This window comes from uncultured Sulfitobacter sp. (assembly GCF_947499945.1).
GTDB lineage: Bacteria > Pseudomonadota > Alphaproteobacteria > Rhodobacterales > Rhodobacteraceae > Sulfitobacter.
In genome coordinates this window covers 699,448-726,368 of the sequence record NZ_CANMQD010000001.1, presented here as the reverse complement: position 1 = coordinate 726,368, position 26,921 = coordinate 699,448, and the positions used below count along the sequence as shown (strand labels likewise).

The following is a 26,921-nucleotide window of genomic DNA, read 5'->3' as shown; positions in this document are numbered from 1 at the left end:
GTACACCCGCCTAATCGTAGCCTGTCATCTCAAGGTATCCGATGCCCTTGCGGTTGCCTGACACTGTCACAGGCCCCTCCCAATAAGGCACTGCCATCTCCATCCACGACTGCGGATTGATCGCCGCTACAGTCACATCGACATCGAAATCTGGCACGCGTAATTGCCAGCGCACTGGCACCTCGCGGCCGCCGACATCTACACTCTCCAGTGGTTCCGCGTCAAAGCTGCCGTTGGGCAGGGCGGTTGTCTGCCCGTCAGGCATGATCCATGTGCCAGAGGTGTAATAGCTGCCATCGGATTGGCGCAGCCTGAAACCCATCAGCTTTTCACCCGCATCAAACGAGATCGAGAACCAGTCCCATCCCGTCTGGTCCGATGCCAGCGGCTGGGACGACCATTCCCGGTCGAGCCAAGCGGTGCCTGCGACCGCCACATCCCCCTCGGGCAAGCTCAGTGTGCCAGAGAGATCGAAGAAGGGTTGGGAGTAGTAATAGCTGGCTTGGCCCTGTTCGGACTTGACTGAAAACCCATCGTCGCCGTGGAAAACAAGCGGCCCCTGAGCGGTCAGCGCGATATCATAGCTGAATTGCGGACCCGCCGCGCGCAGGTTCAAGACGTCAAAGGTTTCCCCGCGCATGTGCCATTCGTCAATCCACGCCTCAAACGGTGCGGCGGTCACGCCTGCTTGTCCGGTGCCGCCACGGGCGAACCGTTCGGAGGTGTAATGCGCGGCGGGGGTCGTGACGGCGGCATTACCGAACCATATTTGCGGACTGTCCCAACCGTCTGTCTCGAACGGCGCAAGGGCCGAGCGGAAGAGCGTCCATTGTAGGCCGTATGCTGTGCCATCAGGTCCGGTCATGTTGGCTGTCAGATACCACCACTCGATCCGGTACTCAGGATGTGCGCCGTGATCGGCAGGGAAATCAAATGTGGGCGCAGGGGTGGGAACGGCAAATGCCTCATCCGCCGCACTGCCCAAGCCGCCGAACCCTTGGGCCGTCGCAGGCAGCGGTGCCGCAAGCGCGAGAAATGCCGCGAAAAGAGTGGCCTTAACGTTCATTGGCAAACACCTTCAACAAATCCGCAGGCGGTGTGCGGGACATTTTGCGTGCAGGCCATGCGGCGGCCAGAACTGCCGCCCCCAGCGCAAACAGCCCCAGCACCGCATAGTCACGCGGGAATACGTACATCGGCAGGCGCCAGCCAAAGGCCTCGACGTTCACCACTGTAAGCAGAACCCACGCCAGTGCCAGCCCTAGTGGCAAGGCACAGGCGGCCGTGAGGGCGGCCAGCACGACAGCGCGGATCAGCTCCAGCTGCCCCAGCCGCCGCCGCGTCATCCCCAGCGCCCATGCGGGCGCCAGTTGCGGCACGCGCATGCCCGCCAGCGTGAGCAGGCTCATAAAGATCGCAAACCCCGCCACAGTCAGGGTCAGCACGTTTAGCGCAGCCGTAACAGTGAATGTCCGCTCGAACACGCCCAGCGAGAATGCTTTGATCTGGGCCTGATCCGTAATGCTTTGTGCAGGCAAGCCAAACTCAGCCGTAAGGGCGACGCGCAGGCTGCCGGCATCGTCAGTGCGTAGACCAAAGCGGGTGGCACGCACCTGCGGATGGAGTTGCGCAAACAGGGGCTCGCTGACGATCGCTTGGCCGATCGGGTTGCCATAGTCGCCAAAGACACCCGCAATAGGAAGTGTTGTTTCAGGCGCAACAGTCAGCGCATCGCCGACCCAAATACCGGCACGCCGCGCCAGTTGCTCATTAACCAGCACAGCATCCCCTGCCGCCACTAGATCCCAAACCTGCGGGGAGGATGCGAGCAAGGACCAGTTTTCGCGGTATGTCGCACCAATCCGTGCGCCATAGAGCTCGGCTGGCAGGCCAGCCAGTTCAGACTCTACCGACAGCAGCGGTAGCACCTCGGAGGTGCGTGTAGCCGCAAATGCCTCAAGGGCGCGGGCCTGCTCGATGCTTTCTGTGCTCACATAAAGTTCGGAGGCGAGGCGCTGGTCCAGAAAGCCAGTGAAGGTGAGCCGAAAACTCGACACCATCGTAGAGACCCCAACATTGGCTGCCATTGCTAATAGGAGCGCCATGAGTGCAAGGCTCAGGCCTGACAGCTGTTGGCGCGTGTCGGCCCAGAACCACTGCGCTGTAACTCCACGTGCGAGGGATGCCGCCAGCCGCAGCGCCCCGTCCAGCAGCAGTGGCAGCGCCAAAGCTGCCCCGATCAGCAAGCAGGCCAGCAGACCAAACCCCATGACCAGCCCGTTGCCAAAGGCAGCGAGGATACCCGCAAGGCCCAGCAAACCGATGCTCGCTGTCATCTGTACTTGCCGCATCACGCCGCGTGAGGTCGCCCATGCACGTGGTCGCGCACTGGCCAGCAACGGCATCCGCGCCACCGAGGCCAGCGCACCCGTCGCCGCAATGCCTGTGCCAAGAACCGAGATCGCCAAGCCCGACAGCCACCACGCAGGCCGAAGCTGGAGCGTGCCAGAGACCTGTGCCCCGTACAGCCCTTTTAGCGTGGCAGCCACATCAGGCAGCAGACTTGCCGCGACCAGATAGCCAAGGCACACACCGATTGCCCCGCCGATCAGCGCCAGCACCAGCAACTCCGCCGCCATGAGCGCAATCAAGCTGCGCAAAGGCATGCCCAAGGCCCGCAAGGTGCGCACCATGCCACGCCGCTGCTCGAAGGCAAGGCCGATCGCACCATGTACGATGAAGATGCCCACAGCAAAGCTAAGCAACCCGAAGGCGGTGAGATTGAGGTGAAAGCTGTCTGTGAGCCGCCCTACGTCAGAGCCACCTTGTGCAGGGCGGCGGGTTAGAGCGGGCGCAATCCGCTCAAGCGGTGGCCGACCCATAGGCTGCTCTGTGGCGACTATTAGACGGCTCAGGCTGCCTTGGGCATCCAGAACGCGCTGGGCCACAAAAACATCCGTGATGGCTGTGTCGGGCGCGATGCTTGGCTCCACCACGATGGGTGCATCGATAAAGCCTTCCAGCTTGGCGGCGGTTGCGGCGTTTGCAAAGACAGGGCGATCCTCCAGAAAATCGGGCAGCGCGATGCTACCGCCCGCCACTGGTCCCAATCCCCCCGGGGCGGTGAGTGGATCAATGCCCACAAGGCGGACCTGTGCGCCTGCCGCGCCAATTTGCCCCTCGATCACAGGTCCGACCAGCCAGCCTGCACGTCGCAATGCGATGAATGTCTCCTGCGCGATATCCTCCCCCGCTTTGGGCAGGAGTTGGTCGTATTGCCCTTCGCCCAACGTGGCAGCAGCGGCGTCATAACTGGCGCGGGCCTCTGAGTTGACCGCCTGCACACCCGACCAAAGTGCCGTGGCCAGTGCCAGCCCGGCGACGAGCGTAAACAGCTGGAGCGGGTTGCGCCGCCAATGGGACCAAAGTGCGGAAAGTCCTGTTGCGATCACGCGAGCAACCCTTTGCTCAGGTGTAATTGCCGTCCCATCTGGCCTGCCAGCCGTGGTGAGTGGGTGACCATGACCAAGGCCGCGCCTGTTTGGGCCACCAGCGCCAACATTTGCGCCATAACTTCTGCGGCGGTCGCCTCGTCCAGATTGCCCGTAGGCTCGTCCGCGAGGATCAGCCGGGGTTTGGCAGCTAATGCACGGGCAATTGCCACGCGTTGTTGCTGGCCGCCCGACAGTTGCTCGGGATATTTGCGCAGCTGATCGCCCAATCCGAGGGCCGCCGCCAATTCATCCGCTTTTGCGCTATTATACACACCTGCCAGTCGCGCCTGAAACGCAATGTTGGCGGAAACGTCGAGCGAAGGGATGAGATTGAACTGCTGGAAGATAATCCCGACAGAGTGGCGGCGCACAGCGGCACGGCCTGCATCATCCATGCTGCTGATATCCTGCCCGTTCATCACAATCGAACCTGAATCCGCTGTATCAAGTCCGCCGATCAGGTGCAGCAGCGTGCTTTTGCCTGAACCACTTTCGCCGGTCAGAGCCATTGTCTCACCACTGGTGACTTCCATATCAATGCCGCGCAAAACGGGTATAAACTCGTCCGCGCCCGCATAGGATTTCTTGAGATCGGTGACGTGCAGCAACATAGAGCCCTCCGTGGCTATCAAGTTATCTATCTCATAACGGGCAAAGGGCCACCAGAAGGCGCAGCGCTGAAGTCCATTTGTCGCGGCAGGGCTGGTCAGCAGGGCATTCGCCACTAAATCAACGTTAGCGACGATGGAGGTCCATATGCCGAGAACAATGCAGGCGGTTCTGGCACTGGCGCTTTTCGTTGCACCAGCCCTAGCAGGAGAAAGCGTGATGGAGTTGAGACCCGATTGGGAATATGTCGCAGATACGGTAATGGGCGGCGTCTCCTCTGGCCAAATCACAAGGGGCGACGTGGAGGGGCGCGATGCGGTGCACCTGACGGGGACTGTCTCGCTTGAGAATAACGGCGGCTTTATTCAAATGGCATTTGATCTGGCGCATGGCGATATATTTGATGCATCTGGATGGCTTGGCGTCGAAGTTGATCTGCGCGGTTTTGGATCAGGTTACGAATTGCGGCTGCGCACGGATCAGCTGACACGTCCATGGCAGTCGTACCGGGCTGTCATAGAGCCTTCGCAGGAATGGCAAATCGTGCGCCTTCCATGGTCCACTTTTGAGGCACATAGAACCGATGCCGCGTTTGACCCCGCCAGATTGCGGCGGCTGGGCATCCTTGCCATTGGCGCAGAGATGGAGGCGGACATCGCGGTCTCAGGCATAAGGTTCTACAAATGAGCGGACCCGAAAAGCAAAGGGTGCTCGCCGTCGCAGACGTTAGTGCCATAATCCAGATGGCCCTGAGCGATCATGTTCCGTTCGCGACAATCGAGATGGAATACGGCCTGTCCGAGAAAGAAGTGCAGGCACTGATGCGGCGTGAACTCAAGGCAGGCAGCTACCGGGCGTGGCGCAAGCGGGTGCATGCTTTTGGCACACGGCGAGAACAGTATAAATGAGCGGACCGCGCGATAGAGGCCTCGCTGTGCCAGCCAGCCGTCTGGGCCGTTTGTCGCGCCTTGGTGCGATGACGGCAGGTGTGGCAGGAAACATGGCGCTGGGCGGCATGGCGCAACTGGGACGGGGCGAGCGGCCGGATTGGCGCGGGCTGTTGCTCACCCCGTCGAATGTGACACGGGTTGCGGATCAATTGGCCAAGATGCGCGGGGCGGCGATGAAGATCGGGCAGCTGGTCTCGATGGATACGGGCGATATGCTGCCCCCTGAACTGGCCCAGATTATGGCGCGTCTGCGCGACGATGCGCATTTCATGCCGCCTGCACAGCTCAAGAAAGTGCTGTGCGCGCAGTGGCACGCAGGCTGGCTGCGCGACTTTGCCCGCTTTGATGTGCGCCCTATTGCTGCGGCCTCCATCGGGCAGGTGCACCGTGCGCAAACCCGCGATGGGCGCGATATGGCGATCAAGGTGCAATACCCTGGTGTAGCGCGCAGCATTGACAGTGACGTGGCTAATGTTGGCGCGTTGATCAAGATGTCTGGGATGCTGCCAGAGGGATTTGCGCTGACGCCTTACTTGGAGGAAGCCGCGCGGCAGTTGCATGAGGAAACCGACTATCTGCGCGAGGCCGCTTGCCTCAACCGTTTTCGTGATCTGCTGGCGGGGAGTGAAGGGTTTGTGCTGCCCGAGGTCTATGAGGATTGGAGTACCGACTGCATCCTTGCGATGAGTTTTGTCGCGGGTAGCCCGATTGAGGAGGCGGTGGAAGAAGATCAGGCGCAGCGTAATCTGATCATGCAGCGATTGATTGATCTTACCCTCAAGGAACTGTTTGAATTCAGGTTGATGCAGAGCGACCCTAACTTTGCAAATTATCGGTATGATCCCGAAACAGGGGCGATCATACTGCTGGATTTTGGTGCGACGCGAGAATTAAGTATTGAGATTTCAAAACTTTATGGGGAGATGTTCAGATGTGGCCTGAATGCGGAGCGTGGGCGTGTTGAGGAACTCTGTGTAACCCTCGGATTTATTGATGAAACTACCTCCAAGCCTCATCGCGCTCAGGTCTTTGAACTGGTGCACATGGCGTTTGACGGGCTGAGGGTGCCGATGTTCGATTTCTCTGATACGACCCTGACCCGTGAGATCCAGATCAAGGGCGAAGCCTTGGCGCGGGACGGTTTTGTGCCGCCTGTTGTGCCGATGGAAGTGCTTTATCTCCAACGCAAATTTGCGGGCATGTTCCTGCTCGGTGCGCGACTTGGGGCGAAGTTGCCTGTGGCGGATATGGTCCGCGCCCATATCGGCCCATAACGCTAAAGCGGGATGTCGTACGTGACCCAGCCTGTGCGCGTGGCTATTTTGTCATAGACCCCGCGCGCGCGGTAGTTATCGTCGGCAGTGATCCAGCGGATAACAGCCCAGCCTTTTTCACGGCCCTTGGCACTCACCGCTTCGATCAGCGCTTGGGCCGCACCAGAGCCCCGGGTAGCAGGGTCGACAAACAGATCATCGAGAAAGCCTTTGACGTTCGCACTCAGCGGGGAGAAGAACGGGCGGTAATGGGTCAGCCCGATGAGGATGCCGTCCTGTTCGGCGACAAAGCAGTTCACTTCGTGATCGGGGTCGGTGATCCAGCCCCAAACGCGGTCGCGCATCTCTTTGGTCTGGTCGACGTGATAGAATTTGGCATAGCCCTGATAGAGGACTTCCCAAGCTGCTTTGTCAGTTTGGGCAACAGGGCGCACGGTGACAGACATATGCTTTTCCTCTTTGGATTAGATGACAGCTTTTTCCAGAAAACGTTCCCCGCGCGCGGCGCGGTTCACGTCAAAGGCACTGAGATCAAGGCTGCGGTATTCATTATAGGCGATAAGTTCGGCGATGCCGCGCCCCATGGCGGGGGACTGTTGCAGGCCATGACCGGAGAACCCGTTCACGAAGATGAAGTTAGGGCAGTCTTGTGCGCGGCCTAGCAGGGCGTTCTGGTCAAAGGTGTTAAAGGCATAGTGGCCAACCCATTCATTGATCACTTTGATTGCCTCGAATTGCGGGATGCGGGTGGCAATGGTGGGCCAGACTTTGTTCTCCCACAGGCTGTGATCAAAGGCGAAATCGTCATAGGCCACATCGGGGTCTTCATCGGGTGGGCAGCCCGCAAGGTAGTATTTCCCCTCCGAGCGCATGTGCACGCCGGAGGGATCAATCGTCAGTGGCAGATCACGGTCGAGCGGCTGTGCCGCATCGAAAATAAAGGTATAGCGCTTGCGCGGGGCCACCGGGATATCGAGGCCTGCCATTCTGGCGGTCTCAACTGCACTCGGCCCGGATGCGTTCACCACAGTGCCGCACGCCACAACAGTTCCATCGGCCAGTGTGACGCTCTGTACGGCATCGCCCACACGGGTCATGGCGGTGACGGTATTGTGGATATATTCGACGCCATTGGCGCGGGCCGCACGTTTGAACCAGTCAAACATCGTACCGCCGTCAAAATAGCCCTCATCGACAAGATTGTGATTGGCCCCAACAATATCATCCAGCTGGTAGAACGGATATTCGGCGGCGATCTCGTCGCGGCTCATGTGGCGGGTGGCCGCGCCCAGCGATTGTTGCACCGCCTGCGCTTCTTTCAGCGTTTCGGCAAATTCTGGCGTGTCGGCGAGATACATATAGCCATAGCTTTGCAGGCTCAGGTGCGGGACTTCCTCGCTTCCGCCCATGAATTCGCGGAAATTACGGATGAATTTCGCGCCGAACTGGCTCACCGAGATGTTGGTGGCATTGCTGAACTGCTGGCGGATGCAGCTGTTGGTGTGTGAGGTGGAGGCGAATTCGTAAGTCGGATCGCGCTCGACCACCAGCACCTTGCCGTCAAATCCTGACATCTGCGTGAGCCACCACGCCACGGAGGATCCATAAATGGCACCGCCGACAATAACGACATCATAGCTGGTGTGAACGGGTGCTTGCATAAGGGTACTTTCTGGCAGGTGTTTTGCTGTGACCTAATCACGGGGCGCTGATCTTGCCTAGCCCGTTTTCAGGGCGCGAAAGGCTGCGTAATTGCACGGGCCACCATTTCGAGCCTGTCTTGTCCGTAAAACATGTCACCGCCCACGAAATAGGTGGGGGAGCCGAAAACGCCTCGCGCGATGGCTTCTGCGGTATTGGCGGCAAACTGTGCTTGGACATCCGCGCTGGCGGCTGCATCCATCAATGCTTGAGAATTTTCGCCGCAGTCGTGGGCGATTGTCATCAGAGTGGCGCGATCCGCAATATCCGCATCATCGCGCCAATGGGCCTGAAGAATGGCAAAGCTGAGCGCGTCGGGGTCTGTTGCGGCAAGGATCATCCCACTGGCAGTGCCAAGCGGATTGTCGTGATGGGTCGGGCGAAAGTCGAGGATTTCCAGTTCCCGCCACTGCGCCCAGCGCCGCACCTCGCGACCAAAGAAATAGTTGATATGGGCAGCACTACGCTGTTTGAATCCTGTGGCACCTGCGGCTTGGACGACGGGCATAAAGTCAAAAGGGCGGTGGACGATTTTCGCGCCGGTATCCTTGGCAATGCGCGTCAAAGTGGGAGCGCCAAGATAGGCATATGCGGAATGGGCTGAATAAAAGTACTCAATCTGCGGGGTGTCCATATGTTTCTCCTCTGCGCTGTCGCGTGACGCCTCCCAGAGATCGCATTTTGGCTAGACTGACAAGGTGGCCTGCGCCATCAATGTGAGGAAGATCCCCCTTTGGTGAAGCACCAGCACGCGGTGATCTGCCAAGGCAAGGTTCGGGAGTGCTGCCATGAAAGACATCTTTGAAGCGCCGCCGCAGATGCCCCTGCGCCCGCCCGACACCGTGATGCGGCTGTCGCTTATGGGGTCGATGTTCCCCACGCGGCTGTCATTCCTGCGCAGCCTCCTGCGCCGCCTTGCCGAGGAGCAGGCGCATGTGGTGCGCCGCGAGTGGCAGATGTGTGCCGAAGGGTTCGGGCATGGCGTGTTCAGCGTTGATCTGGGCGGGCATACTTATTCGTTGGTTGCAATTTCAACCGATTTACCGCCCGAGATGCGCACCGACCGTGTCATCGCGACGGCATGGGACAGCGCCTATGTCCTGTTCGATGGCATTCCTGACGCAGAAGACATTGCGCGGATCACGGCCAATGCGCCACTTCAGGAGGCGGGGCGTTTTGGTCCGCGCGATCTGATCCTGAGCCGCGCCAATAAATCCGTCCGCTTGTTTGCCCATGTGATCGAGGCACTGCGCGCGGGGCGGCAGCCTGACCTCGCGATGATCCGTGATGTCGGTTATCTCATGCGGACGACTGCCGTCTACGGCAACGGTAAATTCGGGATTGCCGACCGCGCTACCTTTGACACGCGTGCGGGGCTCGAAGGGCCGTTTGCGGCCGAGATGCTCACCGTTTGGCTAATCCGTCATTTCACCCATGCACTGGTGGAGCATGTGGGGCAGGGAACACTTGATCCCGTGATCAAGAGACACCTTGGCATTGGCAACTCCACAGGCCTCGGCATGGCGCCCTTCCTCGTGAACCATCCGGTGCTGCTGAACAACTGGATGCTGGTGCGTGAGACGGCGCTGGCGCGGGTGCGTGCGATTGAGAGACTCTCGCCCCAGCAGATCGCGCGCATTGGCGTGCTTGCGCAGCGCGCCGCCGCTCATCTTGAACAGTGGAGGGTGCCAGACGCCGTGCATCAGGCACGGATCAACACTTTGCGGGAAGCGTGGAGCCATGCTGTTGACTTGCTTGCGTCTGAAAGGCTCACAGGTGTTCGGCCCCTTGATGCCGTGATGCGCGCCAGCCAGAGCATGGGCGAAAATGTCGAAGAATTGATGGCGGCTTTGCTGATTGAGCCTTTTGGCGACCTGGTGGATGGTTTGACCGAGTGCATGGCCGACCCTTACGGTGCCTTTGCGACGCCGCTGAGCGATACGGATGCGCTCAGGGCGCAGATGGAAGCAGAGTTTGGCTGGGCGCTGGGCGTGAACTACACCGCTCCGCAAAACTGCGGGCAGTTTTGGTATGTCTCCGAGGAAAAGATGGAGCCGCGCCTTGGCTTGCGGTTTGAGGAGGAGGGGGCGGCACTGGAATCCCCGCTTGATATCGGCCGGCGGGTGCATGCCGCCTATGCTGATCTGCCGCAAAGGCCCGAGCCTGTCTCGACCCTCCTTGCCCGCCACCCTGAACATGCGCTGGCGGTAGAGCGGGTGACGCTGAGTGCGCGATACCCCTACGCCGAGATACGCGACAATCTCATCGCACAAAGCTGTCTGCCGATTGATATGCTGCGCTGCAAGCTGTCGTTTTTTGGCGCGTCTAAGTTTGACCCCAAGTCGGACCGCTGGACCCGCATCACGCTTTGCCAAGGTGCACCTTTGGCAGAGGACCTCGGGCAGGGTGGTGACGACTGGTGGTTGCCAGTGTTTGCCGCGTGACACGCTCGGTCAACGAAGTGATGGTGCTGGCGACAAAAGCGGCGCGGGGCGCAGGCGCACCGCCTGCCCAAGCGGCGCAATTCGGGGCTGCGGCAGTGGTGCATCTCACGGCGGGGCGGGATGTCGCGGCACTGGACGCCGCCCTTGCCGCCTTGCCCGAAGGTCCGATTGTCAATCTTCCCCTCGCACTCACTCGTATCGCTGAAAGTCAGGTCGAAGGCATTGCAACAGGTGTACTTGATCCCGAAGACAGCCCACTGGCACAGAGTTATGTCGCGGCATTGCCCTGTGTGGCTGCGCTAACCGAAAGCGGCACTGTGCATCTTGATCTTAATCGCCCCGCGCCCCGCGCTGCGGTGCATCGTGTCGACTTGGCCGAGGAAACTCAGGCCGCATGGACGGCATTGGCTGCGGCATTGCTGGTTCCAGAAAGCGAGGCATCACGCCTGTCAGGCGCGGGCGCTGGGCTAACAGATAACGATTAGTCGAAGAGCGGCTCTGGGTAACTAACCTGCGCCAGATACAGGCCATGTGGTGGACACACAGGACCACAAGCTGCGCGATCACGGGCAGCCAACGCAGCCTGCACATCTGCAGCCGTCATCGAGCCACAACCAACCCGCTCCAGCGTGCCGACAAAGCTGCGCACTTGGTTGTGCAGGAAGGATCGCGCACGCACGTCGAAATGCACTTCGGTACCGTAGTTGGTCTCGACCGCCTCGATCCCGATCTTGTCCACCGTCTTCACAGGACTGGCGGATTGGCAGATTGTCGAGCGGAAGGTGGTAAAGTCATGGCGGCCCACCAGAACAGTGGCGGCATCGCGCATGGCGTCGAGGTCCATCTCCTGCTTGATCTGCCAAACAAAGCCGCGCAGATGTGTCAGCGGCGCACGGCGGGGCAGAATGCGGAACAGATACCGCCGCTCCACCGCGCCGAACCGTGCGTGGAATGTGTCAGGCACTTGGGCGCAGTTTACAATCGCTACGGGGTGAGGCTTGAGATGATAATTGATCGCCTCGGACAGGCGGAACGGTGTCCAGTCGCGCACCATATCACAATGGGCAATCTGGCCCAGCGCATGCACGCCGCGGTCCGTGCGCCCTGCGGCAGCGATCTTGTGCGGGCCTTTTTCCAGCTTGGCCAGCGCGTCTTCAATCGCCCCCGCGACGGAGGGAAAATCATTCTGGCGCTGCCAGCCGTGGAACGGCGCACCGTCATATTCAACTTGAAGAGCATATCTAGGCATAAAAGGGGCTTTATCGCGGGGGCTGGCCTGTGGCAATCCCTGCACTTTACTCCTATGTAGAGTAACAGATTTAGGGCAGGGCTGCGTGTGGTAATTTCTCAAATCGCTGATGGTATCTGGCGCCAGGTCGAGGCCGTACAGGATACTGTGTCCGAGACATTCTTTGAGCCGGTAATCCGTTTGGGCGTCACGGGCCTTGCGCGGTCGGGCAAGACCGTCTTCATAACATCGTTGGTGGCCAACCTGATGGACCGTGGGCGCATGCCCGGTTTGGTGGCGGCAGGTGAGGGGCGGATTGAGGCTGCGTTTTTGCAGCCCCAGCCCGATGACACGATCCCGCGCTTTGAATACGAGGCGCATCTGGCCGCGCTCACGGCAAAAACACCAAGTTGGCCCGACAGCACGCGTGCGGTGTCAGAGTTGCGGCTGAGCCTTCGTGTCCGACCCAATGGCCTGTTGTCAGGCTTGAAAGGACCGCGCACGATCCATTTGGATATCGTCGATTACCCTGGTGAATGGCTGCTGGATTTGGGGCTGCTCGACATCAGCTATGATGATTGGAGTGCACAAACGCTTGCCCGTATTGCATCGCGTGCGCAGGCCGAGGCTTATCTGGCGCTTGTAGGGGCGACTGATCCCCAAGCACAGCTTGAAGAGCCTCAGGCAAAAGCATTGGCGCAGAGTTTTGCAGCCTACCTTTCCCAAGCACGGGCCGATGGTTTTTCTGACTGCACACCGGGGCGTTTCTTGCTGCCCGGTGATTTGGCTGGCTCACCTGTGTTGACCTTTGCGCCGCTGCCAGCCGCCGATGGGGATGGCCGCAAAAGCCTGCGTCGCGAAATGGCGCGGCGGTTCGAGGCGTATAAGCGCGAAGTGGTGAAGCCATTCTTTCGCGATCATTTTGCCCGCATCGACCGTCAGGTTGTTCTGGTCGATGCCTTGGGCGCAATAAATGCTGGCCCACCTGCTGTGGAAGACCTTCGCGCTGCGATGAGCGAGACGCTGGGTGCCTTCCGCCCGGGGCGTAACAGCTTTCTCAGCGGCCTTCTGGGGGGCAAACGGGTTGAAAAAATCCTCTTTGCCGCGACCAAGGCGGATCATCTGCACCACAGCCAACATGCCCAACTCACCGCGATTATGGAGGCGCTGACCCGCGATGCACGGGAGCGTGCGCGGTTTGCCGGGGCAAAGACCCAAGCGATGGCCATCGCCTCGTTGCGTGCCACAACCGAAGACACGATGACCCATGAGGGCACACCGCTCGATGTGGTGCGCGGCACGCTGCTGGACACGGGCAAACAGGCGGCGTTCTACCCTGGTGCATTGCCCGATGATCCTGCCCATTTGCTCAGCCCTGCACGGGCGGGGGCGGAGAAATGGCTGGACGCCGACTACCAAATCATGCGATTTGCCCCTGCGCCGCTTACCTTGCGATCCGGTGATGGACCACCGCACATCAGGCTCGACCGCGCGGCAGAATTTTTAATCGGAGACCGGCTATGACCCCTGTGATGATCCGACCTGCGGGCTCGATGGGGCCTAGCAAACTGGCAGATATTCTGGCGGCTGCGAATGCGCGGCTTGACTGGTTGCCGCAGCTCTACAGCTCTGCTGAAGAGATTAAGCTGATCGGGGATATGATCGATGCAGGCTGGGTGCGGGTCGCCTTTGTTGATGATGTTATTGTCGGCTGGATCGGGCGGAAAGGTACGGAAATCCATGCGCTATGCCTGCGTCCCGACATGCAGGGCAAGGGTGTCGCGCGTGCGCTGATGAATGACGCAAAGCGCAATGCGAAAAAACTGGGGCTCTGGAGTTATCAGGCCAATGACCGCGCGACGCGGTTTTACGAGAAAGCGGGATTTGTCGCGGTTCAGCACACGGACGGTGCAGGCAATGACGCGCATCTCCCCGATATGCGGTTTGAGTGGCACAAGGAGACAGAATAATGGCCAAAGGCCCAATTCTGTTTGATCTGGAGCAAGACGGCACGCCCGCTCCGTCAGTCTCCGAGGCACCGATGGTTATGGACAGCATTGGCCAAGAGGCCCCTCAGGGCCAAGCGATGCAGATCGCCGCCCGTTTGGCCGCACGCAAACCCTCCTTTTTGATGCGTCTGTTCTGGGGCTTGGCCGCGATACTTGTAGGGGCTTTTGTCTCGATTACTGCTTGGACCTTTATCACCGATTTGATGGCGCGTTATCCGCTTGTCGGACTGGTCATGTCGGTGCTGATGGGGACGTTCTTGCTGGTGCTAGCACTGGTGGCCCTGCGCGAACTGGCGGCCTTTGGCCGTTTGGGGCGCCTTGACGGGTTGCGTCACGGCGCGACAGAGGCTTTGGCCCACGATGATCTGGCGGCAGCGCGGGATGCCACGGACCGTTTGGTGCACCTCTATAAAGGGCGCGAAGATACGCGGTGGGGTCGTGAGCGGCTGGCCGAGTTGCGCGGCGACCAACTTGATGCGGCGGGCCTTCTGGCCGTAGCGGAGGCCGAAGTGCTTGGACCACTGGACATTGCTGCACAGCGCGAAGTTGAAGCCGCCGCGCGTCAGGTAGCGACTGTTACGGCTTTGGTGCCGCTTGCTTTGGCAGATGTTGCCGCTGCTCTTACCTCCAACCTGCGCATGATCCGCCGTATTGCCGAAGTTTACGGTGGGCGCTCAGGTTTTTTTGGCAGCTGGCGACTGACCCGTGCGGTGCTGTCGCATTTGGTGGCAACGGGTGCGGTGGCTGTGGGCGATGATATGCTTGAACCGATCCTTGGGGGCTCGCTTTTGGGCAAACTCAGCCGCCGCTTTGGTGAGGGATTGGTGAACGGGGCACTCACCGCGCGTGTGGGTGTTGCCGCGATGGAAGTCTGCCGCCCGCTGCCCTTTTCCGCCGCACGCCGCCCCAAGGTACGCAGCATTATCACGGCCAGCCTTGGTGGGCTGTTCGGGAAGTCCGATAAAAGCAGTTAAGGTTTTCCTTACTGTGAACTCCTGCACCAGACCGATAGGGTGCTGAAAATCTGATCATACGGTGTGGAGTTTGGGGTTATGGACGGTCTTCTTGTACTTGCGGCAGTTGTGGTACTGGCCATTCCTGTCACGCTTGTTGTGCTCATAATAACCCAGATCGGATTGCGCACCCGTCTAACCGAGGCGGAGCGGCAGATTGGTAATCTGCAATCTGACTTGGCAGGGTTAAGCCGTGAACGGCCCGTACAAACTGCTCGCAGAGAGGCAAAAGCGTCGCCCCCTGAAGTGGATGCATCCGAAGAGAAATCAGCGACTGTATCTACGCCGCCCTTGCCCAAACCGCAGTCAAAAGCCGCTATGGCGCAAAGCGCCACTCCCCCCTTCACGCGCGCAGAGCCGCGTCCGCAATCACCCATTGCAAAGGCTTTGGCTGATCTTGGACCGTGGCTTCAAGAAAACTGGTTTTATGCTGTTTCTGCCGCGTCTTTGGCGTTGGCAGGGATATTCCTTGTGCAATACGGTATGGAGAACGGCCTGTTGCCACCACGTGCGCGGGTTGCGGCAGCACTGGCCTTTGGTGCGGGTCTGATCGGTGTGGGGGAGTTTATCCGCCGTCGCTTTGGCGATGGTGCGCAATCAACCACGGCCTATTTACCCTCGGTTTTCTCTGGCGCGGGAATTGTGACATTGTTCGGAGCAATCCTGTCGGCGCGGATGCTCTATGACCTGATTGGCGGCGGTGCCGCCATGGGCGGTATGGTGATCGTAGCCCTCGTGGCCGTTGTGCTGGGCTGGATGCATGGGCCGCTGTTGGTGGCAGTGGGCGTGATCGGTGCCTATGCCGCTCCTGTTGTGCTCGAGAATTCAAATACCGACGCCAGTGCGCTGTTCGGGTTCTTTGCGATTGTCGCAGTCCTCGGCCTTGGGGTGGATACAATCCGCCGCTGGGGCTGGATTTCGGCGCTGACGCTTGTGCTGGCATATTTCATGGGTTTTGCGCTGGTGCTTGGCGGTGGGGGCAATGTGCCTTGGACAGCGCAGCTATACTTTGCGCTGCTGCCTGTTCTGGCGATCCTGATCCCTGCGCGAAGTGTAGTGCCTGATCATGCGGGACCGCCTGCGTTGGTTGGAGTGCTGGGGCGGATGACATTGGGCGCAAAGGCCCGCGGCGTGACATGGCCTGCTTTCCCCACCCTTCTGGCGTTCTCCTCCGTCGCAGCAAGTTGCGTGATTATTTTGACCTGCTGGAAACCAGGTGAGGCCGAGATATGGCTGAGCGTGGCGCTGCTGTCACTTCTCTCCATTGTGCTGATTTCATGGTCGTACCGTGCGCCTGCGCTTCAGGATGCCGCTTTACTGCCGCCGCTGACGCTGTTGTTGTCGGTCTTTGCACAGGCTGAAAATCGTCGTGTGACCTATCAAACCTTTACCCAAACCTACGCAGAGAACCCCGAGGCGGCGTTCCCTTGGGTGATCACGATACTGGTCGGAATTGGTGTGGTTATTTCCGCCTTTGCGCTGTGGCGTGCTTTGCGGGGGGGGCAGTTCGGCGTGATCTGGGCTGTGGTTGCCGCTGTGTTTGCCCCTGCGATGGCAATTGTGCTTGAGATGTCGTGGCAGCCTGCTGATGTACTCGGCAGCTACCCCTGGGCGCTTCATGCGGCGGGTTTGGCTGTGCTGATGGTGCTTTTCGCAGAGCGTTTGGCGCGGGTCGATGAGGAGCAGCGTTTGCGCGTGAGCTTTGCGATCATGTCGGCGCTGGCCTGTATGGCCTTTGCCTTTGTGATTGTTCTCAGTTCTGTCGCGCTCACCGTGGCGCTGGCCGTGACAGTAGTGGCGGCGGCGGCACTGGACCGTGCGTGGCACCTGACCGCGCTGACGTGGTTTGTTGCGGTGGGCGTGGTTACATTGGGCTACCGCCTTGTGGTTGATCCCGGACTTGATTTTGCAGGCGAGGGGCCGCTGCCCAGTGTGCTGCTGGCCTATCTCGGCACACTCGCGGCCTTCATTGCATCGCTGTGGTTGCTGCGTCCGTTAGATCGGCCCACAGCGCAAGTCATGCTCGACTCTGCGGCGTGGTCGACGGCAGGTCTCACGCTCAGCATCTTGCTGCTACGCTGGATTGAGCGTGAAGTGGGCGCGGGTTATGTCGACAGTCATTGGAGCCTTGGCCTCAACGCCGCGATCTGGCTTGGGCTTGCACTGGCCCAAGTGCAGCGGACCCAAGGCCAGACACAGGGTCTGCTCGACAAGGTTCGCTGGGCGTTGGCTGGGGTGTTCACGCTAATGGGTGGGTGCGCTCTCTTTGGTGCGCTGACCTTTGTGAATCCGTTGCTGGTAAGCGGGGCCTCTAACCACGTCTTCGGACCGGTCTTATTAAATACGCTTGCGGCAGCTTATGCCCTTCCTGCGTTGGTTCTGTTTGGCGGGGCATGGAGGCTGGACAAGATTGACCATCGCCTGCGGGCGGTAATGCTTGCCCTCGGTGGCGGACTGCTCGCGCTATGGTCCTTTATGGTAATCCGGCACTTCTGGCAGGGGGGCGATGCGATGTTCCTGAGCCGTGGCATCTCCCAGCCTGAGCAATACACCTATACCATCGTTCTGCTGCTGACGGGGGCCGTGCTGTTCTATCAATCACTTGCACGCCGTTCGGCTGTGATCCGCAAGGCAGGGCTATTAGTGATCGGCCTTTCGGTGGCCAAGGTGTTTCTGATCGATGTCACTGATCTCGACGGCCTCACACGGGTGTTCTCGCTTCTTGTCCTTGGTCTGGCGCTGGCGGCTCTTGCATGGCTAAACCGCTGGGCGCAGGACCGTGACCGTGCGGAAGCGGCAGGTCCGACAGCACTGCCACCATCGCAGGACTAAGACGCGCTTGCCCCCTTGGGGGCAGCGGCCTATAAGCCTGCTCAACATGACAGCACACCTGATCATACAACGAATTACTTCCCCGGCGCTCAGCCTCATCTGAGCCGCCGGGCAAAGGTGTTTGAGCCCCTCGCACCGCCCCCCACATTCCTGACATATCCGATCTAAAAAGGACGCTCCATATGTGCGCCGATACCCCAGAAAACCTTGAAGCGAAACTTGACTATAAATCCACGTTGAATTTGCCCAAGACCGATTTCCCCATGCGTGCAGGCCTGCCCAAGCGTGAGCCCGAATGGCTGGCGCGTTGGGAGCAGATCGGCATCTATGACCGCCTGCGCGACAAGGCCAAGGATGGCGGCCGCAAGCAGTTCACGCTGCATGACGGTCCTCCCTACGCCAACGGTCACCTGCATATCGGTCATGCACTGAACAAAACCATCAAGGACATGATCGTCCGCTCGCACCAGATGATGGGCCGCGACGCGCGCTATATCCCCGGTTGGGATTGCCACGGCCTGCCGATCGAATGGAAGATCGAAGAGCAGTATCGCAAGAAAGGCCGCGACAAGGATCAAGTGCCGATCAACGAATTCCGCGCCGAGTGCCGCGAGTTCGCCGCAGGCTGGGTCGATATCCAGCGTGAAGAGTTCAAGCGCCTTGGCATCACCGGCAACTGGGAGAACCCGTACCTCACGATGGATTTCCACGCCGAGCGTGTGATCGCCGAAGAGTTCATGAAGTTCCTGATGAACGGCACTTTGTATCAAGGCTCCAAACCCGTCATGTGGTCACCCGTCGAGCAGACCGCGCTGGCCGAGGCCGAGGTGGAATATCACGATAAGGACAGCTTTACCGTTTGGGTGAAGTTTAAAGTTGTGGACACAGGCGATGCAACGCTCGATTCCGCGCAGGTGGTGATCTGGACTACGACGCCGTGGACCATGCCGAGCAACAAGGCAGTCGTGTACGGCGCGGGTATCTCTTACGGTCTTTACGAGATCACAGGCCGCCCTGAAGAGAGTTGGGTTAAGATCGGTGACCGTTATTTGCTGGCTGATAATCTGGCTGAGGGTGTGCTGAAAGCGGCGCGTCTGGACGAGACGATGTACCGCCGCCTGTGCGACGTGAGTCAAGACGATCTGGCCAAGATCAAGTTGCAGCACCCGCTTGCAGGCGCTGAAGGTGGCAACGGCGAATGGGACGACCTGCGCGACTTCCGCGCTGCGGATTTTGTGACCGATACCGAAGGCACAGGCTTTGTGCATTGCGCACCCTCGCATGGCCTTGAGGAATATGACCTCTACCGTGATCTGGGCATGCTGGAGCAGGTCATCACCTATAACGTGAACCCTGATGGCCGCTACCGCGATGATCTGCCGTTCTTTGGTGGCAAGGCGATCCTCAAGCCGAACGGCAAGGAGGGCAACGCCAACGCCGCTGTCATCGACAAGCTGGTTGAGGTGGGCGGATTGCTCGCACGCGGCAAGATCAAGCATAGCTATCCGCATTCATGGCGCTCCAAAGCGCCGGTGATCTACCGCAACACGCCACAATGGTTCGCTGCTATCGACAAATCGATGTCCATAGGTGACGATACCTTTACCATCCGTGAGCGTGCGCTGACGGAGATCGACAAGGTCAACTGGACGCCGAAATCAGGCCGCAATCGCCTGCACGCGATGATGGAGGCGCGCCCCGACTGGGTGCTGTCGCGTCAACGTGCATGGGGTGTGCCGCTCACCTGCTTCACGCTCAAAGGTAAGCTGCCGACCGATCCCGATTTCCTGTTGCGCAACGTGGATGTGAACCAGCGTATCGTTGAGGCCTTTGAGGTCGAGGGTGCTGATGCATGGTATGAAGATGGCGCAAAAGAGCGCTTCCTCGGCGGTATCGTGAATCCTGACGACTATAACCAAGTGACTGATATCTTGGACGTGTGGTTTGACAGTGGCTCCACCCACGCCTTCACGCTGCGCGACCGCGAGGACGGCTCGGATGATGGTATCGCCGATGTCTATATGGAAGGGACCGACCAACACCGCGGCTGGTTCCATTCATCCTTGTTACAGTCAGTGGGCACCACAGGCCACGCACCTTACCGCAATGTGGTTACACATGGTTTCACGCTGGATGCGAAGGGCATGAAGATGTCCAAATCCATCGGCAATACCATCGTTCCGCAAAAGATTGTGGACCAGTACGGCGCGGATATCCTGCGTCTTTGGGTGGCGCAAACCGATTATACCAACGACCAGCGGATCGGTGACGAGATCCTCAAAGGCACCGCCGACAGCTACCGCCGTTTGCGCAACACGATGCGCTATATGCTGGGTGCGCTGAGCGATTTTACCGAGGCGGATCGTACCGAAATCGCCGACATGCCCGAGCTTGAGCGGTGGGTGCTGCACCGTCTTGCTGAGCTGGATACTGTGGTACGCGACGGCTATGAGCGTTTCGATTTCCAAGGCGTGTTCCGAGCAATCTTTGAATTTGCCACGCTGGACCTGTCGTCCTTTTACTTCGATATCCGCAAGGATGCGCTTTATTGCGATGGCGATACCCTGCGCCGCCGCGCCACGCGCACTGTGCTGGACCTGCTGTTCCACCGCCTGACAACATGGCTGGCACCCGTGTTGGTCTTCACGATGGAGGAAGTCTGGCTTGAGCGCTTTGGCGGTGAGGGTAGCTCGGTCCACCTTGAGGATATTCCTGCGACGCCTGATGGCTGGCTGGATGCCGATCTGGCGGCGAAGTGGGCCAAAGTGCGTGCCGCACGCCGCGTGGTCACTGCTGCACTGGAAGTCGAGCGGACGAACAAGGTGATCGGTGCCTCGCTTGAGGCCGCCCTGACCGTTTATGTCGAGGATGATGACACCCGTGCCGCCCTTGAGAGTGTGTCGTTCGAAGATGTGACTATTACATCGACCATCACTGTCACAGGTGATGCGGCCCCTGCAGATGCCTTCCGTGTGCCTGAAATTGCAGGCGTTGCAGTGTCCTTTGCCAAGGCCGAAGGCGAAAAATGCGCCCGCTGCTGGAAAGTGTTGCCTGACGTCGGCACCCACAGCCATGAGGGTGTCTGCGCTCGCTGCGACGACGCGGTTTAACACATGCTCAGGGGCAGGCTTCAGGTCTGCCCCATTTTCTATCCGCATCATTCGGATTGAGTAGGTTGGCCGATGCGCCCATACTTACCCCATGAAAACATGTACAGTTCCCACACAATTTGGCGATCTCATCCTTATTGAAGAAGACCACTACATTACCGCTCTTAACTGGGGGCGTGCCCCGTCCGAAGACAGCACAGAGGTGCTGGTGAAGGGGCGGCGGCAACTGCTGGCCTATGATGCCGGTGAGTTGGAGCAGTTTGACTTGCCGCTGCGCGTGAGCGGGTCAGATTTTCAGCGCGATGTCTGTGCCGCCATGTCCGAGATACCCTTTGGTGATACATGCACTTATGGCGATATCGCGAAACTTTTGGGCGTGCCTGCTCAGGCAGTGGGGCAAGCCTGCGGTGGCAATCCGATCCCGATCATCATCCCATGCCACCGCGTGATGGGCGCAAAAGGGCTTACCGGATTTTCAGGGGCTGGTGGCGTAGAGACTAAGGTCGCGTTGCTGCGCCATGAGGGCGCGGGCGGTTTCCTGATTTAGGATGCCTTAAATATTGCGACCGTCATACATGATCTGCTGAGCTATTCCTGCGAAGAGCAGATAGATTGACGTCACTACCAGACCCCATGCCGCCCAGCTTTCGGGATGAAAGTTCACCCAAGCGGCCCATCCGGCAAAGAAGGTCCACGCCAGCGCCATCGGCAGGGTGATCATACGCCAGCGTTCCGTGCGCACGGGATGCACGAACTTCAGCGGAACGAACATGGTAATCGCAAGGAAGGTCACGAGCACCAGACTAATGTACCACGGAATGTTCAGCGCAAAGATCACCAGCACCAGCATGTTCCAGCATCCTGGAAAGCCGGAAAAGGAGTTATCCTTTGTTTTCATTCGGGTATCAGCGAAATACATAGCACTTGCAAAGGTAGCGATGATGAGCATGAGCCACCCGCTCCACCCGTCCATGCGGCCCGATTGGAACAGCGCAAAGGCGGGGATAAACACATAGGTCAAGTAGTCGATGATGAGATCGAGCAGCACACCGTCAAATTCGGGCGCGTTGGTTTTTACATCATATTTGCGTGCGAGCGGCCCGTCGATCCCGTCCACAAAGAAGGCCACAACCAGCCACAAAAACATCAGGTCATATTGTAGTTTCACAGCCGCCAGCATTGCCAGCATGGCGAAAACAGCTCCGGTTCCGGTGAGCAAGTGAACTGCGAGGGCTTTTTGGCGAAGGGTCATAGGCTTGTCTCGCAAATCATCGCTAAGGGTGCAATTGTAAAACGATCAGGCACGCGGATGGGCGCGGTTGTAGACTTCCATCAGACGCAGCGTATCCACAGCGGTGTAGGCCTGTGTGGTCGACAGCGATGCATGGCCGAGCAGTTCCTGAATGGCCCGCAAATCACCGCCCGCATCCAGCAGATGGGTAGCAAAACTGTGGCGCATAGCGTGGGGTGTCGCACTGGCGGGCAGGCCAAGCTGCATTCGTGCGCTGGCCATAACTTTTTGAATCGCCCCTGCGGAGAGCGCCCCACCGCGCACGCCGCGAAACAGCGGGCCTTTTGCCTCCGTCCCGTGTGGGCATGCGCGTAGATAGGCTTCTACCGCGTCACGGGCCGCAGGCAGCACAGGCACCACCCGTTCTTTGCCGCCTTTACCAACAATGCGCAGCACATCGGGCAGGGGGGCATCTGCACCCATCAGGCCCAAAGCCTCCGATATCCGCAAGCCGCACCCCCACAACAGGGTCAGGACTGCTACATCACGGGCAGCGACCCAAGGCTCGCGGGACTGTGTTTCAACGCAGGTGATGAGCTCTTTTGCCGCATCAATCGCCAATGGGCGCGGGAGTTTTTTGGTGAATTTCGGCGAGCGTGTGGAGAGGACCGCAGTCGGCTCAAACCCCTCACGCTCCGCCAGCCAGCGGTAGAAGGCTTTGACCGCCGAGAGTTTGCGGGCGAGGGAACGGGGGCCGACATCTTCCGACCGTGTCCGCGCCATCCATGACCGCATATCGCCCACGGTTATCTTTGCCAAAGCACCAAGACCTTCGGTGCCCCCGTGATGCACGCTCATAAAGGCCAGAAATTCCGTCACATCGCCGCGATAGGCGGTCAGTGTGTTGTCAGCGGCCCCTTTGAGGGCGCGTTGGTGTTCCAGCCAAGTTTGGAGGGCGTCCCGCGCCGCAGGAGAGATAGCAAGCGTATCTAACGGCGTGCTCAAGACAGCCAGCGGCGCATGGAGCGCTCGAAGACACCAGTAAAGAAGCCGAGCAAATCAGTACCTTGTTGCGGTCCGAACATATGCGGATCCTCAGCGCCCATCACCAGCATGCCAGGCAAACGACCTGCGCCAAAGTCAAGCTTGAGGCAGGCTTCGGAGCGAATCCATTCGGCGTTGGGACCGTAAACCTGCTCTGAGGCATCCTGAACCGAGCGTAGGGTGACCTGCCGCACTGTGCCGCCGCGCCCTTGCGTGAGGTAGCTGTCGATGAAACCAGGCTCTGCCACGCTCAGGACAGCGCCAAGGCGTTGCACAGCAGGGTCATTGTCGCTTTGGACGGATTCGAGCACTAGCTTGACGGTGTCCACGCGCAGAATCTCCGCCACTTCGCCGCCAAGGTTGCGTAGGAACTCTTCGAATTCATGCGGGTCCAGCATGCGCAGGATGGCGCGGTGGATCTGATTGGTGCCAGCGAGGTTTTCATAGGCGGCGGCGATGACGCTGCGGTGCGTGTCTTCAAGGCGGTCAAGCCGCGTCTCCAACCGCTCCATCGCGATGCCACGCAGATCGACGATATTACCGCCCATCGCTTTTTCATTGGCCGCAATCAGGGCCTGCATGACATCGCTGTCATCCAGAATCACATCAGGCTGCGAAATGATAGCTTCGCGGATTGAATCTTCTATTTTTGGGCTGCTGCTCATGCTGCTCTCATCTTGTTTTGCCTCTCTCTTAGCACGGCAGATATATCATTTCTGCTCTTTTTTGCTAATAAATCAGGCGATCGTGCCAAATTTGCCGTAACGGGGAAGAGCATGAAGCTCATTCCCCTTCGTAGAAAGGAGGGCAGGTCATAGGATCGGCTGCATGCAGCAAATCATATCCCATACCCCACCCCCGCTTTTCCCGCTCAGCCCCGAGCGTTTGCGCGCTTTGTTGGGCACACACAGCTAGGGCTGTCGTTTAGAGGATGTTTTGGCCGGTCTTGGCCCAATCCTTCATGAACTGCTCCAGACCTTTGTCGGTCAGCGGGTGTGTGGCCAGCTTGCGGATCACTTCTGGGGGCGCAGTCATCACATCGGCACCGACCAGCGCACATTCACGCACATGGCCTACGGTACGGATGGACGCCGCAAGGATCTGCGTCTCGAAGCCGTAGTTGTCGTAGATGGTGCGAATGTCCTCGATGAGGTCCATGCCGTCGAGGTCAATATCGTCGAGGCGGCCAATGAAGGGCGAGATAAATGTTGCACCCGCTTTTGCCGCAAGCAGCGCTTGGTTCGCGGAGAAGCATAGGGTCACATTGACCATTTTACCTTCGCCTGACAATACTTTACACGCTTTTAGTCCGTCCCATGTCAGGGGCAGTTTGACGGTGATGTTTTCTGCAATCTCGGCCAGCTTGCGACCCTCAGCGATCATCGCATCCGCTTCCATCGCGACCACTTCGGCAGAGACGGGGCCGGACACGATGCTACAGATTTCCTTTGTAACTTCCATGATGTCGCGGCCTGATTTCAGGATCAGGGAGGGGTTGGTTGTAACCCCGTCTACCATGCCTAGGTCGTTCAGCTCAGCGATGTCCTTGATTTCAGCGGTATCTACAAAAAATTTCATATGGTGTCCTATCTGGTTGGAACGGGCGTACTAAAGGTTATATTGGGTGTTGCTTTAGCCTATGATCTGCGATGGTGATAGCCCTCAACCCAACATGGCCGAAGGATACCCGCGCTTGTCCCCCAAATTGTTCTTTGATGAAGGAGAGTTGGTTGCCGTGCTGACAACCCAGCCGCTCGACCGTGCGCTGGACTATAAAGCGCCTGAAGGTGGTTGTCATCTGGGCGCTTACGTCGAAGTGCCTCTGGGTCCGCGCAAAGTGATTGGTGTGGTCTGGGGCGCGGGGCAGGGTGACTATGACTATAGTAAAATCCGCTCGGTCATTCGGGTGCTGGATGCGGCCCCTATGCGCCGCGAAATGGTCAGCTTTTTGGAGAAATCCGCCGCTTATACACTGACGCCATTGAGCGCGATGTTGCGGCTGACAACGCGTGCGCCGGGTCTTGGCGATCCGCCCTCTATGCGCAAGATTTACCGACGTGGCACGGGGGAGCCTGACCGCGTGACGGCGGCACGGACCAAGGTGTTGGAAACTTTGGCCGAGTACGGCGATTTATCATTTACCTTGAAAGAGCTGGCGGAGATGGCGGGGGTGACGTCCTCAGTCATCAAAGGGCTGGTAAAGCAGGACGTCGTACTTGAGGAAGACAGCCCGCGTGACCTACCGTTCCAGCGCCTTGATCCCGATCTGCCCAGCAAGGAGTTGACGGAAGATCAGGCCACAGCCTCGGCGGCTCTGGCGGCGGGAGTGACTTCGGGCGACTATGGTACCACCCTGCTGCGCGGGGTGACGGGATCGGGCAAGACAGAAGTGTATCTGGAGGCTGTTGCAGCAGCCCTGCGAGCGGGGCGGCAGGCACTGGTGCTGTTGCCAGAGATTGCGTTGACCGCTGAATTCTATACCCGCGTCGAGGCGCGGTTTGGGGCCAAGCCTGCGGAGTGGCATTCGGGGGCCACCATGACCGAGCGGCGGCGTATCTGGCGGATGGTGGGGCAGGGTCAGGCGCAGCTGGTCATCGGCGCGCGCTCAGCGCTGTTTTTACCGTTCCAGAACCTCGGGTTGATCGTGGTGGATGAGGAACATGATACCTCATATAAACAAGAGGATGGCGTGCTGTATAACGCACGCGACATGGCCGTTTTGCGGGCTTCGATTTGCGGGGCGCATGTGGTGTTGGCCTCGGCCACGCCATCGCTTGAGAGTTGGGCCAATGCGCAGGCAGGTAAGTATACCAAGCTGGAATTGACCTCACGCTTTGGACCTGCGGTGATGCCCACGATGGGCACAATTGACATGCGGACCGAGGGGCTGCCGTCGGATCGGTGGGTGTCGCCCACGCTTAAAAAGGAGGTCGACGCGCGTCTGGAGCGGGGCGAGCAGGCGATGCTGTTCATCAACCGCCGTGGGTATGCGCCTGTGACGTTGTGCCGTGCCTGTGGGCATCAGATCGGCTGTGATGACTGTGATGCGCGGATGGTTGAGCACCGTTTTCTGAAGCGCTTGATCTGCCATCAGTGCGGTGAGAGCAAGCCGATGCCCACTGCCTGTCCCAGCTGTGAGGCGGAGGACAAGATGGCCCCCATCGGGCCCGGTGTGGAGCGGTTGGGCGAGGAGGCGCATGCGCTTTGGCCTGATGCGCGGATCGCCACGCTGAGTTCGGATATGTATGGATCGGCGCGTGCGCTGAAGGAAGAGATTGCGGGGATCGCGCAGGGGTCCGCTGATATTATCATTGGAACTCAACTGGTTGCGAAGGGGCACAACTTTCCCAAGCTGACGTTGGTCGGAGTGATTGATGCGGACCTTGGGTTAACGGGATCTGACCTGCGGGCGGCGGAGCGGACCTTCCAGCTGATGCGGCAGGTGGCGGGGCGCGCGGGGAGGGCGGAGGCACCGGGGACGGCGCTTTTACAGACCTATCAGCCTGATCATCCGGTGATCCGCTCCATTTTGGCAGGGGATGAGGAAGGATTCTGGAGTGCGGAAGCCAAGGAGCGACAGCAGGCAGGTATGCCGCCATATGGACGGCTGGCAGGGATCATACTAAGTGGGCCTGATGTGGCTGCAGTGTTTGATGCGGGCAACCAATTAGCGCGTAAAGACAGGGCGTTACGTGACGTTGGGGCGCAGGTTTTTGGACCAGCGCCAGCACCGATTGCGCGGGTGCGCGGGCGGCACCGTGTGCGGCTTTTGGTGAAGGCGGATAAGAACGTGGCGCTGCAACGCGCGCTGTCGATTTGGGTAAGCCAGATCAAGCTTAAGGGTGATTTAAGACTGGCGGTAGATATCGATCCGCAGAGTTTTTATTGAGCAGCGGGATTTTGAGTTTATTGCCAAAGTACAGGGGTGCCATGCCTGCATTCCCTGTACTTCCACTGTTCACCACGCGGTGTATCGCATTTC

Annotated in this window: 23 protein-coding genes; 12 read left to right on the top strand and 11 right to left on the bottom strand. The window is 59.3% G+C overall.

Annotated features, from left to right (window positions below; genetic code table 11):
- Positions 1-10: 10 nt before the first annotated feature.
- Genes Q0775_RS03420 through Q0775_RS03410 form a run of 3 tightly spaced genes read right to left on the bottom strand, consistent with a single transcriptional unit; the run spans position 11 to position 4,105 of the window.
- Complete coding sequence (locus Q0775_RS03420; RefSeq protein ID WP_298857932.1) at positions 11-1,066, bottom strand: lipocalin-like domain-containing protein; 1,056 nt, start codon at positions 1,064-1,066, stop codon at positions 11-13.
- Complete coding sequence (locus Q0775_RS03415; RefSeq protein WP_298857931.1) at positions 1,056-3,452, bottom strand: FtsX-like permease family protein; 2,397 nt, start codon at positions 3,450-3,452, stop codon at positions 1,056-1,058. The genes Q0775_RS03420 and Q0775_RS03415 overlap by 11 nt, the downstream gene beginning before the upstream one ends.
- Positions 3,449-4,105, bottom strand: coding sequence for an ABC transporter ATP-binding protein (locus tag Q0775_RS03410; protein ID WP_298857930.1), 657 nt, complete (start codon positions 4,103-4,105; stop codon positions 3,449-3,451). Before Q0775_RS03410 ends, Q0775_RS03415 begins: the two co-directional genes overlap by 4 nt.
- 145 nt (positions 4,106-4,250) lie before the next feature.
- On the opposite strand from Q0775_RS03410, the gene Q0775_RS03405 reads away from it, so the two are divergent.
- Genes Q0775_RS03405 through Q0775_RS03395 form a run of 3 tightly spaced genes read left to right on the top strand, consistent with a single transcriptional unit; the run spans position 4,251 to position 6,327 of the window.
- Entirely contained in the window at positions 4,251-4,790 is a 540-nt protein-coding gene (locus tag Q0775_RS03405; protein WP_366863032.1) for a CIA30 family protein, read from the top strand.
- Positions 4,787-5,011 (top strand): TIGR03643 family protein, encoded by a 225-nt coding sequence (locus tag Q0775_RS03400; protein ID WP_298857929.1) that lies wholly within the window; start codon positions 4,787-4,789, stop codon positions 5,009-5,011. Before Q0775_RS03405 ends, Q0775_RS03400 begins: the two co-directional genes overlap by 4 nt.
- Positions 5,008-6,327 carry an AarF/ABC1/UbiB kinase family protein gene (locus Q0775_RS03395; RefSeq protein ID WP_298857928.1) on the top strand — a complete coding sequence of 440 codons (1,320 nt, stop codon included), beginning with the start codon at positions 5,008-5,010 and terminating at the stop codon, positions 6,325-6,327. Before Q0775_RS03400 ends, Q0775_RS03395 begins: the two co-directional genes overlap by 4 nt.
- A gap of 2 nt (positions 6,328-6,329) precedes the next feature.
- Here the strand turns inward: Q0775_RS03395 and Q0775_RS03390 are convergent, their stop codons facing one another.
- The 3 genes from Q0775_RS03390 to Q0775_RS03380 all read right to left on the bottom strand — a co-directional run bounded on the left by Q0775_RS03390 (position 6,330) and on the right by Q0775_RS03380 (position 8,662).
- Positions 6,330-6,773, bottom strand: coding sequence for a GNAT family N-acetyltransferase (locus tag Q0775_RS03390; protein ID WP_298857926.1), 444 nt, complete (start codon positions 6,771-6,773; stop codon positions 6,330-6,332).
- Positions 6,774-6,791: 18 nt separating this feature from the next.
- A complete protein-coding gene (locus Q0775_RS03385) occupies positions 6,792-7,988 on the bottom strand; it encodes an FAD-binding oxidoreductase (protein WP_298857924.1) in 1,197 nt (398 codons plus the stop codon).
- A 68-nt stretch (positions 7,989-8,056) separates the two neighbouring features.
- The gene (locus tag Q0775_RS03380) at positions 8,057-8,662 is read right to left on the bottom strand and encodes a 2-hydroxychromene-2-carboxylate isomerase (RefSeq protein ID WP_298857923.1); all 606 of its coding nucleotides are present in this window, start codon (positions 8,660-8,662) and stop codon (positions 8,057-8,059) included.
- 154 nt (positions 8,663-8,816) lie between these two features.
- On the opposite strand from Q0775_RS03380, the gene Q0775_RS03375 reads away from it, so the two are divergent.
- On the top strand, positions 8,817-10,472 hold the full coding sequence (locus Q0775_RS03375) for a hypothetical protein (protein ID WP_298857921.1): 1,656 nt from the start codon (positions 8,817-8,819) through the stop codon (positions 10,470-10,472).
- Positions 10,448-10,957: a hypothetical protein gene (locus Q0775_RS03370; RefSeq protein ID WP_298857920.1), complete on the top strand. Its 510-nt coding sequence runs from the start codon at positions 10,448-10,450 to the stop codon at positions 10,955-10,957. The genes Q0775_RS03375 and Q0775_RS03370 overlap by 25 nt, the downstream gene beginning before the upstream one ends.
- Here Q0775_RS03370 and truA read toward each other — a convergent pair.
- Entirely contained in the window at positions 10,954-11,721 is a 768-nt protein-coding gene (gene truA / locus Q0775_RS03365) for a tRNA pseudouridine(38-40) synthase TruA (RefSeq protein ID WP_298857918.1), read from the bottom strand. The two genes, Q0775_RS03370 and truA, sit on opposite strands and share 4 nt — an antisense overlap.
- A gap of 87 nt (positions 11,722-11,808) precedes the next feature.
- Here truA and Q0775_RS03360 point away from each other — a divergent pair, with 87 nt between their 5' ends.
- From Q0775_RS03360 to Q0775_RS03335, 6 genes are all read left to right on the top strand, one after another.
- Positions 11,809-13,224: a YcjX family protein gene (locus Q0775_RS03360; protein WP_298857917.1), complete on the top strand. Its 1,416-nt coding sequence runs from the start codon at positions 11,809-11,811 to the stop codon at positions 13,222-13,224.
- Positions 13,221-13,670 (top strand): GNAT family N-acetyltransferase, encoded by a 450-nt coding sequence (locus Q0775_RS03355; RefSeq protein ID WP_298857916.1) that lies wholly within the window; start codon positions 13,221-13,223, stop codon positions 13,668-13,670. Before Q0775_RS03360 ends, Q0775_RS03355 begins: the two co-directional genes overlap by 4 nt.
- Entirely contained in the window at positions 13,670-14,683 is a 1,014-nt protein-coding gene (locus Q0775_RS03350) for a YcjF family protein (RefSeq protein WP_298857915.1), read from the top strand. The genes Q0775_RS03355 and Q0775_RS03350 overlap by 1 nt, the downstream gene beginning before the upstream one ends.
- Positions 14,684-14,761: 78 nt before the next feature.
- Entirely contained in the window at positions 14,762-17,554 is a 2,793-nt protein-coding gene (locus Q0775_RS03345; protein WP_298857914.1) for a DUF2339 domain-containing protein, read from the top strand.
- 182 nt (positions 17,555-17,736) lie between these two features.
- The gene (gene ileS / locus Q0775_RS03340; protein ID WP_298857913.1) at positions 17,737-20,664 is read left to right on the top strand and encodes an isoleucine--tRNA ligase; all 2,928 of its coding nucleotides are present in this window, start codon (positions 17,737-17,739) and stop codon (positions 20,662-20,664) included.
- 91 nt (positions 20,665-20,755) lie between these two features.
- Entirely contained in the window at positions 20,756-21,211 is a 456-nt protein-coding gene (locus Q0775_RS03335; protein WP_298857912.1) for a methylated-DNA--[protein]-cysteine S-methyltransferase, read from the top strand.
- Positions 21,212-21,217: 6 nt separating this feature from the next.
- Here Q0775_RS03335 and Q0775_RS03330 read toward each other — a convergent pair whose 3' ends face one another.
- The 4 genes from Q0775_RS03330 to fsa form a co-directional block, all read right to left on the bottom strand.
- On the bottom strand, positions 21,218-21,916 hold the full coding sequence (locus Q0775_RS03330; RefSeq protein WP_298857911.1) for a CDP-alcohol phosphatidyltransferase family protein: 699 nt from the start codon (positions 21,914-21,916) through the stop codon (positions 21,218-21,220).
- 45 nt (positions 21,917-21,961) lie between these two features.
- Positions 21,962-22,900 carry a tyrosine recombinase XerC gene (locus Q0775_RS03325; protein WP_298857910.1) on the bottom strand — a complete coding sequence of 313 codons (939 nt, stop codon included), beginning with the start codon at positions 22,898-22,900 and terminating at the stop codon, positions 21,962-21,964.
- The gene (locus Q0775_RS03320; protein WP_298857909.1) at positions 22,897-23,604 is read right to left on the bottom strand and encodes a DUF484 family protein; all 708 of its coding nucleotides are present in this window, start codon (positions 23,602-23,604) and stop codon (positions 22,897-22,899) included. Before Q0775_RS03320 ends, Q0775_RS03325 begins: the two co-directional genes overlap by 4 nt.
- Positions 23,605-23,863: 259 nt before the next feature.
- Positions 23,864-24,517, bottom strand: a complete 654-nt coding sequence (fsa, locus tag Q0775_RS03315; protein WP_298857908.1) for a fructose-6-phosphate aldolase — start codon at positions 24,515-24,517, stop codon at positions 23,864-23,866.
- A 115-nt stretch (positions 24,518-24,632) separates the two neighbouring features.
- Here fsa and Q0775_RS03310 point away from each other — a divergent pair, with 115 nt between their 5' ends.
- A complete protein-coding gene (locus tag Q0775_RS03310) occupies positions 24,633-26,828 on the top strand; it encodes a primosomal protein N' (protein ID WP_298857907.1) in 2,196 nt (731 codons plus the stop codon).
- The last annotated feature ends 93 nt before the right edge of the window (positions 26,829-26,921 follow it).